Genomic DNA, 13,998 nt, shown 5'->3' on the forward strand with positions numbered 1-13,998 from the left:
AATTGCCTTAAAAAACGCTCTAAACCCCTAACAAGTCTTTTTTTACCATGATTTTTTAATGAAGGTCTTAAAAGGGGGTCAAGGCTATCTTCTTCATATAGGAGAAAATCAGCAGATACTACGTAAGTTTTTAATCTGACAAAAATCAAAAGCCAAATAAGAGGTTGAGCAATATATAATGGTTATATCGGACCATCAAATTACATTCACTTTTTTTGTTTCAATTCTTATCCTTGCGGCTTTTTTTGATATCCGTCACAGAAAAATACCAAATCTTCTCACCTTTCCGGCGGTTTTAGTCGGTCTATCCTTTCATGTCAGTACCGGTGGATTACAAGGCCTGTTTTTCAGTCTCAAGGGCCTTGGTATTGGCTTTGCCCTGCTGATCCCTTTTTATGCGGGCGGGGGGATGGGGGCCGGAGACGTCAAGCTGATGGCTGCTGTGGGGGCCTTTGTGGGCACCCTCCAGATGTTAAAAATTTTTCTGCTCACCGCCGTTTGCGGCGGGGTCTACGCCCTGGTGCTGATGGTGGTCCGGGGCACCCTGCTCATGGAACTGAGTTTTGTCATGCTTATGCTGACCCAGGCGGTTTCCGGCGGCGGCCTTGGGGCTTTGCGGACCCGGGTCAATACCCGTGAGGGGATGCACTACACGGTTCCCTATGGCCTTGCCATCGCCGTGGGCACAGCCCTGTCGTTTTTCTGGCCGTGATGCCGGGCTTTTTCCAAGTTGAATTTAAGAAATGATGTATCCATGGAGTTGAAACATGAACCCAAACAGTCGTCTGATTTTTCTGGTCCTGGCCCTGGCCATAGCCGGAACGGTCAGTTTTCTAATGTTCAAGACGGTTATGAAAAAACCCGAGGCGGTGCCGGAGAGCAACAAAATTGAAACCGGGCTGGTTGCCGTGGCGGCCCGGGATGTGGACCGGGGGGCCGTATTGGTCCGGGAGGATATTCTTCTGGTGCCGTTTCTTCAGACGTCAATCCCCCAGGGCAGCCTGTGTGATACGGAGAAGCTGGTGGGGCGGACCCTTGTTCAGCCGGTCCGGAAAACCGAACTGCTGCTGGAATCAACACTTGCACCCACGGACGCCAAAAGCGGGGGCATGGCCGTTATTGTCACCCCCGGCAAGCGGGCCATGGCGGTCAAGGTGGACAAGGTGATCGGCGTTTCCAATTTCCTTAAACCCGGCCACTTTGTTGATGTGCTGGTCTCCATACAAAAGGAGGATGACACAAAGACACAGGGAGACGTTGACGAGTTCATGACAAAAATGGTGCTGGAAAACATCCTGGTGCTCTCCTCGGGTCCCCAACTGGCGGAAGGGGATAAAAAAGAGGCCAAAGATTATGATGTCGTGACCCTGGAAGTCGATCCCGAGGAGGCGGAAAAGCTGGGGCTGGCATTGAACCGGGGCAAGATCCAGCTTGCGTTGAGAAACTATTCCGACAAGGAAGATGAACTGACCCGGGGCGCTACGGTGACGAACCTGCTGGCCTCCTATCAGGTTCCCCGGGACGCCGTGGTGGTCAAAAAGGTGGAAGAAGACAAGGTGGTGAAAAGGGTGGTTCCGGTGGGAAGGCCAAGAAAAATAACGGTTGAGGTGATGAACGGCAACAATGTGCAGCTCATACAGATGAAGCGGAGGTAGGGGAGAGATGCGGTTTAAACGTTTGATCGGCAAACTTTTTCTTTTGGTTGCTGTTACCTTTATATTTGTATTCCGGGCAGTACCGGCCTGGAGTGGTGTTGTGCAGACACAGGTGGTGGAACAGACCCAGCGCCCCCTGGAACTTGTGGTGGGCACCCTCGGCAAGATACAATCAACAACCTCTGTGGCACGTGTCCATATTGCCGATCCCGAAGTGGCCGAGATCATATATTCAGAAAACCAGTCCTCCAAATGGGTGTTCTGTTCGGCAAAGGCCCCGGGCACAACCCAGCTGACGCTGTGGGACGAAAAGAATACCATTGTCGGCATTTACAACATCAGTGTTGTCCCTGACCTGACACCCCTGAAAAAGAACCTGCATGACATTTTCCCCAACGAAAATATACGGGTTTTTTCAACCAATAATAGTATCACCCTCACCGGCACGGTCTCCGGTGCGACCACCATCAGCCGTGTGCTTGAGCTGGCCGAGTCTTATCTTGAGTCCAGCGGACAGGGCAACACGCAAACGGTAGTGATGGGCGATGCATCGGGGCAGCTTGCGTCCAGCGGACAGGGCAACACGGGCAAGGTGATCAACCTGCTCCAGGTGGGCGGCATTCAGCAGGTGATGCTGGAGGTGCGCATCGCGGAGATGTCACGTTCCCTTGGGGAGGAAATGGGAGTGAATTTCAACTGGATGACCGACAATACCATTGGGTTGAGCCTGTTGGATCAGATCACCGCGTTGCCGGAAAAGGGCTATCCGGAAAACCCCATGGTGGTCTCCTCCAGTGTCAATGCCATATTTTCCTATTTTTCCGGATCAAAAATGTGGACGCTCCTGATTGACGCCATGAAAGAAGAAGGGCTGATTCAGATCCTGGCCAAACCGACCCTGATTTCCCTTTCCGGACAGCCCGCCCATTTTCTGGCCGGCGGCGAGTTTCCTGTGCCGGTGCCCGATGATGACGGGATCGGCGTGGAATGGCGGGAGTTCGGCGTCCGGCTGAATTTTACACCCACGGTTCTGGATGACGGCATTATCAGCATGAATGTAAGTCCTGAAGTTTCCGAACTGGATTATACCTCAGTCATGACCATTTCCGGTTATGTTATTCCCGGTCTTACCACCCGGAAAGCATCCACCCGGGTGGAGCTTAAAGACGGACAGAGTTTTGCCATTGCAGGGCTGCTGAACAACAAGGTCCGGGAGACAATCCATAAATTTCCCCTTCTGGGCGATATCCCGATACTGGGAGCGTTGTTCAGGAGCAGCAGTTTCCAGAAAGATGAAACCGAACTGGTTATTGTGGTGACCCCGCACCTGGTGAAACCGTTTTACGCTGAATCACAGTCGTTGCCCACGGATTCCTTTGTGCCGCCGGACAGTTTTGAGTTCAATATGCTCGGCCTCATGGAGGGACGGGGGCGGGCAGACGATAAAGCTGCCGTGCCCCAACCCCATAAAAAGGGCCTTGAGGGTGATTTCGGCTATATTATCCCGGAGTAATGTTTCAACATAACAATCTATCCATGGGAGCATGAGTATGAAATTCACAACAGCGATGATAATTGTTTTTTTGTCCCTGGCAATGCTTTTCGGCTGCGCCCGGCGGGAGAGCCGGGTGGCTGATTTTTACGGCCTCTCCTATGAACAGGCAATGTTCAACCAGATCTATGACATGGATGCCGGGAAAAAAAATATGGAACCGGTTGACAGCCATGACGGCAAGGCCGCTGCGTCCACGGTTGAAAGTTACCGGGACAGCTTTAAAGTCGAGCATAAGATCACCGTGGAGCATAAAGTCAAAACCGGCAGTTATGAAGACATGTAGCCGGGAGTAATGCCAAAAAGGTGTATGCAAAATGAAAATTATGTCTGAAAGCGGGGTGGCTGCGGTGGAATTTGCCCTGGTATCCCCTGTACTTATCCTCCTTTTTTTCGTCATTATTGAATTCAGCATTGTGTTATATGACAAGGCGATCATTACCAATGCCAGCCGGGAGGGTGCCCGTTCGGCCACCGTATATAACGGGGACGCATCCGATGCTGCCGTAAAAGATTTGGTGGACAGCTATCTGAGCAATCATCTTATCAGCCTTGGCGGCAACAACAGCCCCAGCGTCAATGTCACCACGACGGGAGATAACCTGACGGTATCGGTAAATTACACCTATGATTTTCTTGTGTTGCCTAATTTCACCTCTTTGGACACCTCTTTGAACCTGAGTGGGACAACAGTCATGAGGATGGAATAATTTTTTTTTGGAAAAAAATATGAAAACTCAATTTGTTGACATTTTGAATAATGAAAAAGGTTCAGTGCTGATTATGAGCACCCTGGCCCTGGTGGCCCTTTTAGGGTTTGCCGCCCTGGCCGTTGATATTACCCATCTGACCGTGGTGAAAAATGAACTGCAGAACGCGGCTGATGCCGGGGCCTTGGCCGGTGCGGCAGTTTTGTTTACTGATAACGACACGATCAATGCCGGTGCGGATGATGAGGCCGAGCAGGTAGCCGCCAGCAATATGAGTGACCAGCAGCTCATAGAGGCGACTGAGGTGACGGCCCAAATAGGCCACTGGTCTTTTACCGATAAGGCATTTCACGACAGCGGTACGGAGCAGATTGACTGGGTCAATGTGCCGTTCAATGTGCTGGATACCACCGATGAATATATCAATGCAGTTCAGGTGACGGTCACCCGCAATGATGTGGCCTCCTTTTTTGCCAAGGCGCTGGGGTTGACCCAGTTTGTGGCGTCTGCTTCTGCTGTGGGCTATATCGGCTTTGCCGGACAGCTTGAGCCCGGAGATGTGGACCAGCCCATCGCCATATGTGAGGGATCGATCGTTGATGCGGACGGGGACTATACCTGCAACATGGGCAGGATGATCAACAGCGGTCAGGATGATCTTTCAGGGGAGAGCGGCGGATGGACAAGTTTTGAACAGGATTTGGACGACGAGGACGGCTGTGTCGAGTCGGGGACAAATTCAAATGCTATAAAAGCCCTGGTCTGTCAATCGGGGAATCCCTATCCAATAAAGCTGAACAAGGCTGTGGCCGCCCTTGGTGGACAGGCAGACACGGCCTTTGCGTCATTCATTGATTGCTGGAAGGCAAATACTGATGATACCGACGGGGATGGTACTCCGGATAGTGCATGGAACTTAAATCTGCTTGTTGTTGACTGTGGCGATGCCAATAACATGGAAAACTGTGTTCCGGTAAAGGGGATGGTCAATGTGGATGTTATATGGATAAACGGTAATGTCAATGATCAAAACCTCAAAATTGGCGATATTCCCAGCCGGATGGAATCCGGAGACGAAAGAGACGACTGGTCGTGCACACCTCAAATCCCGGACGGCGCATCACCTGAAGAAAAACAGGCTGCCATAAAAGCGTGCTGGGATAGTTTTGCGGATTTTTTCAATCTGGAGAATGTTGACGGGAGTACCGCGCCATACCAGGCCAAGGCAATTTATTTTAAACCCAACTGTAAGGCCCATACGCCCAAAGGCGGGACAAGCGGCAATAATTACGGTATTCATGCCAAACATCCAGTACTGGTCGAATAATATTTTATGAAAAAAATAATGTCCGAGTCCAAAAAAATATCCGTCAAGCTCTCCATCAAGACCGCTGTGGTTAAACATGCACTTGAGACCATCATCAACGAAATGCCTAAATTCTCCCTGGACGTTGATGACAAGGCCACCTATGTTGATATCCTTGTTCTGGAAGTGGGGCAGAACCTGGATGTCGAATTTGAGGCGGTCCGGTCTTTTATCCAGGATGGTATTGTGGGGACCGTTTTTCTAACCTCAACGCTCGGCACCCCCGAGATTTTGCTCAATGCCCTGCGGTATGGCGCCAGGGAGTTTTTCCAGCAACCCATCAACCATGAAGAGGTGGTGGCGGCCTTTGCCAAGGTGTCGGATCGGATGCTGATTAGCGGCGCCAAATTCGACAGCCGGGCTTCCGGAAAAATAATTACGGTCCTGGGCACCAAGGGAGGGGTAGGCACCACGACTGTCGCCCTTAATTACGCGGTGGGCCTGAAAGCACTGCATGGGGATAAGGATGTCGCCCTGGTGGACATGAACCGGATGTTCGGAGACATTCCGCTTTTTCTTGATTTGAAGTCCCAGTTCAGTTGGGAGGAGCTGGCCAATAATATTGAGCGTCTGGATTCCGTTTTTTTGAAAAAGGCGCTTCTTTCCCACTCAACCGGCATCTATGTGGCCCCGCCGCCGGCCAAGCTGGAATCGGCGGTGCAGCCCGAAGTGATCCGCAAGCTTTTAAGCGCCATGCGTTCGACCTTTGATTATATTGTCATTGATACAGGGGTGCAGATCAATGAAACCTGTTTTAAGCTTTTCGGCATATCAGATGAAATTTTCATGGTATCCATTCTCAATCTTCAGTGCCTGGTCAATGTCAAACGCATTAATGACGCCCTGATGTCCAACGCCCGGGTTGATCCGGAAAAAATTAAATTCATTATCAACAGATTTGACAAAAAGAATTATGTCACTACCCAGGAGGCGGAGCGCATCTCCGACAAGAAAATTTATTTTTCTATTTCAAACGATTATGCCAACACCATGAAAGCCATTAACGAGGGCAGAGTCATTTTCGATGCAGCGCCCAAGGCAAAAATCTGCAAGGAATATATTGAACTGGCCGCTTATCTGGACGGGCAGCCGCCCGGCCGCAGCAAAAAGCGCAGGCGCTGGCTCTGGTAAGAAGAAAGGATGATCATGCTTGATTTGCAATCGCGTTTGGCGCAATTGGAAAAATCACGAAACACCATTCATGGTTTCAGGGATACGTATCAAAATAACTCCCGGGACTTCTGTTCATCGGATGAATTTTTTGATTTAAAAAACAATATCCATGAGAAACTGGCAAAGACCATCAATCTTTCCCTGCTTGAAGATATTAATGAAGGGGTTCTCAAAGATGAAATATCCCAAATCACCGATAAACTGCTGACCCATGATCGGGGTGGCGTTCCCATTAACCTCAGGGAGCGGGAAATTCTCATCAATGAGATATTTGATGAGGTGGTGGGCCTAGGCCCCCTGGAGCCCCTGCTCAAGGATCCCACTATTTCCGATATCCTGGTCAATTCATACAAGCAGGTTTATGTTGAAAGATACGGGAAACTGGAGCTGACCAGGATCAGGTTCCAGGATGACGATCACCTCATGCGGATTATCGAACGAATTGTTTCCGCTGTGGGCCGCAGGATTGACGAAATGAATCCCATGGTGGATGCCAGGCTGGCCGACGGATCCAGGGTGAACGCCATTATCCCCCCTTTGGCCCTGGACGGACCGTCTGTCTCCATCCGCCGGTTTGCGGTTGACCCGCTCAAGCTGGAAGATCTCATCGTGCTCAAAACCCTGACCCCGCAGATCGGTGAACTGCTTATGGCCATTGTCAAGGCCAGGCTCAATGTTTTGATTTCCGGCGGCACAGGGTCGGGTAAAACCACGCTGCTGAACATTCTTTCCGGCTTTATCTCCAGCAATGAGCGTATTGTCACCATTGAGGACTCCGCCGAACTGCAGTTGCGCCAGGATCATGTGGTCCGCCTGGAAACCCGGCCGGCCAACATCGAAGGCAAGGGGCAGATCACCCAGCAGCACCTGCTGATCAATTCCCTCCGTATGCGTCCGGACCGCATTGTTGTCGGTGAGGTGCGCGGGGCCGAGGCTGTTGATATGCTCCAGGCTATGAATACCGGCCATGACGGCTCTTTAACCACGGTCCATGCCAATTCGGCGGTGGATTCTCTTATGCGCCTGGAAACCATGGTCAACATGGCAGGATTTAACCTGCCCAGTTACTATATCAAAAAATACATCTCTTCGGCCATAGATGTGGTGGTTCACGCGGACCGGCTGGTGGATGGTTCCAGAAAGGTGATCAGCCTCCAGGAGATTACCGGTATGGAGGGCGAGGTCATCACCATGCAGGAGATCTTCGGTTTTGACCAAAGGGGCATCGGCCAGGACGGCGTGGTCATCGGCGCATTCAAGACCCGGGGAATTCGTCCCAAGTTCATGGATAAGCTGATTGCCATGGGCATTGAATTGTCTCCCGGAATTTTTGAGGTGGACTGATTATGTGCGTAGATGCCGACGAACGATAGAGACTGAATACAAAACAAACGCCTTGGAGCAACGTATATGACAATTATCCTCATCCTTGCAATATTCTTTTCGGTTCTGTTGTTTTTTGAGCTGGGTTACGCTGTTTTTGGCAGGGACAAGACGCGATCCGCCCGCCAGGTGTTTGAAAAATATATCTCCCGGGAAGATGATAAAGCCAAACCCCCGGATCTGCTCTACGCCAAAAAGATGAGTGAAATTCCGGCCCTTGATCAACTCCTTGTGCGCCTGCCCTTCTGCCATGGGCTGGACAATTTTATTGCCCAAAGCGGCGTTAACATGCTGGTTGGGGTTTTTCTGCTGCTGTCGCTCTCCATGGGTGCTGTTGTCGCCCTTGCCGCCTTTCTTTACATTGGCAACCACATTATCGTTATCCTGCCGGTGGGTCTTATCGCCGCACTGATGCCCTGGTTTTATATTTCGTTCATGAAAAAGAGACGGTTACAGAAATTCATCTCGCTTTTTCCCGACACCCTGGCCCTGATGACCCGATCAATGAAGGCGGGGCACGCCCTGATTGCCAGTTTTAAAATGGTTGCGGATGAAATGCCCTCACCCGTAAGTGATGAATTTACCCGCATCGTCGAGGAGATCAACTTCGGCAGGGGGGTTGATGACGTTTTAAAGCGTTTTTCCGCCAGAATGGACCATTCGGACATCAATTATTTTGCCGTTGCAGTCATTATCCAGCGTCAAACCGGCGGCAACCTGGGGGAGATCATGGAGAATGTCGCGGATAATATTCGGAAAAAATTCAGATTTAAAGAAAAAATCCGTACCATTACCGCTGAGGGCAGATTGTCGGCCATTGTTCTGATCTGCGTACCGTTCCTGGTTGCATTCTTTATTTATATATCCAATAAAGATTATTTAAAGGTCCTGGTCACAGATCCTCTTGGCCCCTATATCATAGGCGGAGCCCTGCTGCTGATGGGCATAGGAATTTTTGTCATGAGCAGGATTGTCAATATTGAGGTATAGGAGATATCCAGATGAGTCCCTATATGTTTATATCCCTGGTTTTTGTCTCGGTTTTTCTGGCAAGCTGGCTGCTGCTGGCACACTTAAACGAAAAAAGCAGGAATCAGGAACTGTTGAAGCGTGCCGTAAAGTTCAGCGGGAGCCCCAGGGAAGACCTGGATGATTTCAAGTCAAAAAAGGCAAAAAAAGAGCGCGGCAAAAATATAAAAAAATACGACCGGATTATTTATCATACAAAAGAGGAAAATTTTCCTTTTGCCAAGGCCGGTATTTACAGTTCAACCGGTGTCAGGCGCTACTGGATGGTTACGGTTTTTCTGGTCATCCTTTTTCCTGCGGGCTTTATCGTCGGGCTGTTACTCAGCAACCATGAATTGACCCAGAAGTACAGTCTCATTGCCCTTGGCTTGGCCGGGGTGGGATTTTTTGGCCCCTATTTGTGGTTAAAAAACAAGATTATAAAACGAAAGGATGTCCTGATGAAGGCCTTTCCCGAGGCCATGGATATTCTCGTGGTTTGCGTGGAAGCAGGAATGGGACTTGATGCGGCCATCAGCAGGGTTTCCAAAGAGTTTACCCATAGCTGTGCGGCGTTAGCCACCGAATTCCATATCCTGGGCCTGGAGGTCAAAACAGGCCGGTCCAGAAAAGAGTGCTGGATGAACCTGGCACGGCGGGTGGATATTGGGGATGTTCACAATCTTGTCAGTCTTCTGGTGCAGGCGGAAAAATTCGGTACCGGCATTACCATGGCGCTCAGGGTCAATGCCGAGGATATGCGGCTCAAGTATTTCAACCGGCTGGAGGAGCAGGCCGCAAAGATTCCGGTCAAGCTGACCATCCCGATGATCTTATTTATATTGCCGTCACTCTTTGCCGTGATACTTGGTCCTGCCGGCATTAAAATATTCAGGGAAATTATACAGGTATGGGGTAAATAATGGTGAGCAAAAGAGAGAATTTTGCGGCGGTGTTCCTGTTGGTTTTGGTGGTTTTCCTGGTCGTGTTGTCCGGCTGCGGCGCCAAATTTTTTAAGTCTTCTATGGTTAACTCGTCTATGTTGCCCCATTTCTGGCGCAACGTCCGTCCGGTAAAAGACCTTGCCGTGGCCCACTACAGACTGGGGCGATTTTACCAGCAGCGGGGGCAGCACGGCAAGGCGGTCATTGAATTCGGCAAGGCGGTGGATGCCGATCCTGAATACGTAAATGCATATAATGCCCTGGGTGTCGCCTATGATGCCCTGCATGAATATGATAACGCGGAAACGGCATACCGCAAAGCGATTTCCCTGACCCCAGAAGGTGCCTATCTCTATAATAATCTTGGCTATTCCTATCTTTGCCAGGAAAATTTTAAGGCGGCTGTTGCTAGTTTCGAAAAGGCGGCTGCGTTAGACGATCAAGCCAGGATTAAAAATAATCTGGCAATGGCCCGTGCCGGATACACCAGGAATGTGCCGGCGCAGAAGAACGGGGGTGAAAAAATTTATGCCATCAAACCAAGAGATATTGCCCCCCGGGCGTTGTCCCAATCTCCGGAACACCAACCGGCAAATTCAGGGCAAGTCCCAGGGCAAGTCCCAGGGCAAGTCCCAGGGCAAACGGGCGGGCAGCAGGTGATAAAACAGAGTGACAGGCGGATTGCCGGCATTGACGTGGCCAATGGCAACGGTGTTCAGGGCATGGCGCGGTGCACTGCCGGTTATCTGAAAAGAAATGGACTGGTCGTCAGGAGAATATCAAACGCGTCGCGTTTCAACATGCCCAAAACCCAAATTTATTACCGGGACGGTTATCTGCAGGAGGCTTACCTGCTCTCAACGCTCATCCCCGGCCGCCAGGACGTTACAAAGGTGGGCGCCCTGTCTTCCGCCAAGCTGCATGTAAAGTTGGTCCTTGGGCGGGATATGATTCCTAATCGGCAAATTTTACAATAAGGCGGGTCTCTATGTTCAGCGGTTTTCATTCAAAACAATATGTAGTTATTATTTTCATGGTCATTTCGGTTACCGGTTGCAGCAGTCTGAAAAACGATTCCGGCCCGTGGTCTCGAAACCAGGTTGACCTGCAAAAGGTCATTGACGCGCAGATGAAGTTTAAAGAGGTTAAGGCTGAGCCTGATGTGGTGCCGGAACTCACTGCCGATGAATACGCAAAGCGTGCAGATCAGTTTCTACGCAACAATGATACGGGAAGCGCCTTTATTAATTATGCCAGGGCGCTGGAAGCAGATCCCGATAATACCCGGTTACTTTTCTCCCAGGCCCTGCTGCTCCTGGACAAGGGCCTGTACTCTGCAGCTTCTCTTAAATTTAAGCGAATTTTGGAAATAGACCCTGAAAACGCTCGGGCCTTTGAAGGGATCGGCCAATGTTGTTTTGGACTGGAAAAACCGGATGACGCACAAGCCGCCTTTACCCGTGCCGTAAAAATAGATCCCGGCCTTTGGAAATCCCACAGCTATCTGGGGCTGCTTGCCGGGCATCGAAAAGAGTTCTCCGCCTCAATTGCGCACTACACTCGAGCCCTGGCACTCAAGCCTGACAATATTGACCTTGTTAACAATCTGGCGGTTTCATACTATCTGGCCGGGGATTATGGGCAGGCGGTAATCCTGCTGAGCAAAGCGGTACAAAAAAAGGGAACACACAAACGGATACTGAACAACCTGGCGCTTTCATATTGCCGCATCGGCGAATATGACAAGGCCCTTACCACTTTTCTGGGGACGGCTGACGAGGCCGCTGCCTATAATAACATCGGGTATGAATATTTACTGAACAGGAGATATGAAGATGCTGTTGCCGCATTTGAAAAGGCGCTTTTTATAAATCCCGTATTCTATGAGAAGGCATACAATAATTTGCAGCTGACCCAGAAAGCCATGACGGACTAACGGTCATGAAAATAATTTACTTGAAATTAGTTATAAAGGAATTTGTGATGAAAAAACTCAGTTCTATCATTATTCTGTTAAGTTCTTTTAGTTTCTGTTTATTTAGTTGTTCGCAAGCCCCTAAAGTGGTAGAGAACCCATTTTCTTTTCAAAAAAGACTTGAAGCCACTCATCACTGGGAAATCCTTGCTAAAGATTTTTCCAAGCAACTGGGCCTGTTCCTGGAGGGCAACACAATAAATAAGGTAGGCAGTGGCTATATCATGGAACGTGAAGTTAGAGCATTAGAGCAGGTAAATACGGCCCCAACCAAGCCTTCTATATACATCCAGACGAATGACCGGTCTGTATTCGGAAAAACTTTCAGGCAAAGCCTGGTAAATGAATTAATCGTCCTTGGATATCCGATTGCGTACAGCCAGGAGGGGGCACTGACACTGAGATGGTCTGTTCAAAAAATAGAGTATAAAGCGGACAGGACGATGAACAAGGTCCCTGGAACATATACTGCTCTCGCCGCTATTGGATATGGTGTTTATAAGCTCTGTAGCGAAACATCCGCTTTTGGTGCCACTATCGTGGCAGGTGCCGTTATTGATGCGCTTGATCAAGGTGGAGAATATCTGTTTGAAAGGATGGCACCCAAGTCGGAAATAAATTTGGCAATCACCATCTCGCATGATGGCTCACTTCTGGCTAGACAGTCTGGTGTATATTACATCAACTCCGAGGACGCCGAGCAATATGCAAATATTCCGGATTTTGAAGGACGTGAGGAGATGTCACTGCCTGGTAAAATTTTCTTTGTTGTAAACCAATAGCGTGGAGGACAGTATAATGAACGTACACAATCTTTTTATTTTGATTCTTATGCCTATAATCTTTTTGGGCTGCTATTCTCCGTCCAAGCAGGTGTCAACTGCCGGGGCTTCCTGGAATGTCGATATTGTTTCTGCCAGTTATGATATCGTGAATAAACTTGAAAATAATTTGAGGCAGCCCATTTCCCAGGATGCCCCCATTGTTGTTGCCAGTTTTGTTGATGTCAGTGACTTGACAAAGTCTTCAGCATTTGGTCGGATCATGGCCGAACAAGTCGGCTCAAGGCTTGCTCAGAAGGGGTATAAAGTTGTTGAAATTAAACTCCGGCATAGTTCTATTTTTGTGGATCCCGAGGACAAGGGAGAATTTCTTCTGAGCCGAAATATAAAGGAGATCAGCGCCGTACATAAAGCGTCTGTCGTTGTTGTTGGAACCTACGCGTATGCGCCGGGGTACGACAGGTACGACAATATTTATGTTTCCGCAAGGATGGTAAATCCGGTTGACAGCATTGTCATCTCATCATGCGATAAGAAAATTCATTTAGAGTACCGTGAAACGAGGCACTTAATTCAATAGCTTTGAAATGGGATTCATTGTTCCCCCCCTTCCCGGGGGGGGGCATGGGGAAGACAGCAGGACGACATAACCCCCTGCCCAGGCTTTCCGACATCCGAGGACAAAAAATTGACGGGAAAAAATAATCAGGCAAGAATTTATTATTATGATTGCCGGCTTGTCGGCGTGGTATCTTGAGGCAAATAAAAAACGAGCAAGCCAAAGGAGAAGATAAAATGTTAAGAAACGAAAAAGGGGCTACTGCCGTGGAATTTGCTTTGGTCTTTCCCCTGTTTATTACGTTGCTTTTCGGGATAATAGAGTTTGCCGTCATTTTGTACGACAAGGCGCTGGTCACGCATGCTGCCAGGGAGGCTGCCAGAGCTTGCGTAATGTATAACTTACCCCCGGAAGGCGGTGATAATATTTTACCTACCAATCAGAATTTTGAAGATGCTGTACATAATTTTTTGGGTTTTGATGCAGAAACAAAAAGTTCTATGCTAATTTCTCTTGGTGGGGCCGGGTCAACTGAGCCAATAATTTCCCCTAACCCAGGTGCGGAGAGTGGCGATTTTTCATCCGTCACAGTGTCTTACCCTTATACTTTCTTGATGATCCCCAATTTTATCCCAGGCCTTGCAAACACCCTCACGCTTTCTTCAACCGCCACCATGAGAACGGAATAAAGGGAATTAATATTATCTGATATGTTTCCATTTATTGCCCCGTGACGGGTGGAGATACTGCTTGGGGAAAAGGGCAGGGCTTTTGGCAAAACACCAAAAGCCCTTGAATTACTTAATTAACCGAATACTTTTTCCAGGAAGGGGATGATCTGTTTTTTACGGCTCATGATACCGGGCAGCCAGCATTTGCTGTTAACCGGTT

The 13,998-nt window shown here is 49.3% G+C and carries 15 protein-coding genes; all 15 read left to right on the forward strand.

The genetic code is table 11. The features are described from left to right. Positions 1 to 178: 178 nt before the first annotated feature. The 15 genes from AB7U36_RS08065 (at position 179) to AB7U36_RS08135 (ending at position 13,796) form a co-directional block, all read left to right on the forward strand. Positions 179 to 712, forward strand: a complete 534-nt coding sequence (locus AB7U36_RS08065) for an A24 family peptidase (RefSeq protein ID WP_428159274.1) — start codon at positions 179 to 181, stop codon at positions 710 to 712. 55 nt (positions 713 to 767) lie between these two features. After that, on the forward strand, positions 768 to 1,655 hold the full coding sequence (cpaB, locus tag AB7U36_RS08070; RefSeq protein ID WP_428159275.1) for a Flp pilus assembly protein CpaB: 888 nt from the start codon (positions 768 to 770) through the stop codon (positions 1,653 to 1,655). Positions 1,656 to 1,662: 7 nt separating this feature from the next. Next, entirely contained in the window at positions 1,663 to 3,168 is a 1,506-nt protein-coding gene (locus AB7U36_RS08075) for a type II and III secretion system protein family protein (protein ID WP_428159276.1), read from the forward strand. Between the two features lie 37 nt (positions 3,169 to 3,205). Continuing rightward, positions 3,206 to 3,493, forward strand: a complete 288-nt coding sequence (locus AB7U36_RS08080; RefSeq protein WP_428159277.1) for a hypothetical protein — start codon at positions 3,206 to 3,208, stop codon at positions 3,491 to 3,493. 31 nt (positions 3,494 to 3,524) lie between these two features. Further along, positions 3,525 to 3,917 carry a TadE/TadG family type IV pilus assembly protein gene (locus AB7U36_RS08085; protein ID WP_428159278.1) on the forward strand — a complete coding sequence of 131 codons (393 nt, stop codon included), beginning with the start codon at positions 3,525 to 3,527 and terminating at the stop codon, positions 3,915 to 3,917. Positions 3,918 to 3,936: 19 nt separating this feature from the next. Beyond that, positions 3,937 to 5,244: a pilus assembly protein TadG-related protein gene (locus tag AB7U36_RS08090; RefSeq protein WP_428159279.1), complete on the forward strand. Its 1,308-nt coding sequence runs from the start codon at positions 3,937 to 3,939 to the stop codon at positions 5,242 to 5,244. 18 nt (positions 5,245 to 5,262) lie between these two features. Then, complete coding sequence (locus tag AB7U36_RS08095; RefSeq protein ID WP_428159280.1) at positions 5,263 to 6,414, forward strand: AAA family ATPase; 1,152 nt, start codon at positions 5,263 to 5,265, stop codon at positions 6,412 to 6,414. Positions 6,415 to 6,429: 15 nt separating this feature from the next. Beyond that, positions 6,430 to 7,800, forward strand: coding sequence for a CpaF family protein (locus AB7U36_RS08100; RefSeq protein ID WP_428159281.1), 1,371 nt, complete (start codon positions 6,430 to 6,432; stop codon positions 7,798 to 7,800). Between the two features lie 66 nt (positions 7,801 to 7,866). Beyond that, positions 7,867 to 8,829: a type II secretion system F family protein gene (locus tag AB7U36_RS08105; RefSeq protein WP_428159282.1), complete on the forward strand. Its 963-nt coding sequence runs from the start codon at positions 7,867 to 7,869 to the stop codon at positions 8,827 to 8,829. Positions 8,830 to 8,840: 11 nt separating this feature from the next. Then, positions 8,841 to 9,770: a type II secretion system F family protein gene (locus tag AB7U36_RS08110; RefSeq protein ID WP_428159283.1), complete on the forward strand. Its 930-nt coding sequence runs from the start codon at positions 8,841 to 8,843 to the stop codon at positions 9,768 to 9,770. Continuing rightward, positions 9,770 to 10,768 (forward strand): LytR C-terminal domain-containing protein, encoded by a 999-nt coding sequence (locus AB7U36_RS08115; protein WP_428159284.1) that lies wholly within the window; start codon positions 9,770 to 9,772, stop codon positions 10,766 to 10,768. Before AB7U36_RS08110 ends, AB7U36_RS08115 begins: the two co-directional genes overlap by 1 nt. A gap of 11 nt (positions 10,769 to 10,779) precedes the next feature. Beyond that, positions 10,780 to 11,727: a tetratricopeptide repeat protein gene (locus tag AB7U36_RS08120; RefSeq protein WP_428159285.1), complete on the forward strand. Its 948-nt coding sequence runs from the start codon at positions 10,780 to 10,782 to the stop codon at positions 11,725 to 11,727. Between the two features lie 5 nt (positions 11,728 to 11,732). Next, complete coding sequence (locus AB7U36_RS08125) at positions 11,733 to 12,548, forward strand: hypothetical protein (protein ID WP_428159286.1); 816 nt, start codon at positions 11,733 to 11,735, stop codon at positions 12,546 to 12,548. Positions 12,549 to 12,564: 16 nt separating this feature from the next. Beyond that, positions 12,565 to 13,128, forward strand: coding sequence for a FlgO family outer membrane protein (locus AB7U36_RS08130; RefSeq protein WP_428159287.1), 564 nt, complete (start codon positions 12,565 to 12,567; stop codon positions 13,126 to 13,128). A gap of 215 nt (positions 13,129 to 13,343) precedes the next feature. After that, positions 13,344 to 13,796 carry a TadE/TadG family type IV pilus assembly protein gene (locus AB7U36_RS08135; protein WP_428159288.1) on the forward strand — a complete coding sequence of 151 codons (453 nt, stop codon included), beginning with the start codon at positions 13,344 to 13,346 and terminating at the stop codon, positions 13,794 to 13,796. Positions 13,797 to 13,998: the final 202 nt, after the last annotated feature.

Source organism: Desulfobacter sp. (genome assembly GCF_050177295.1).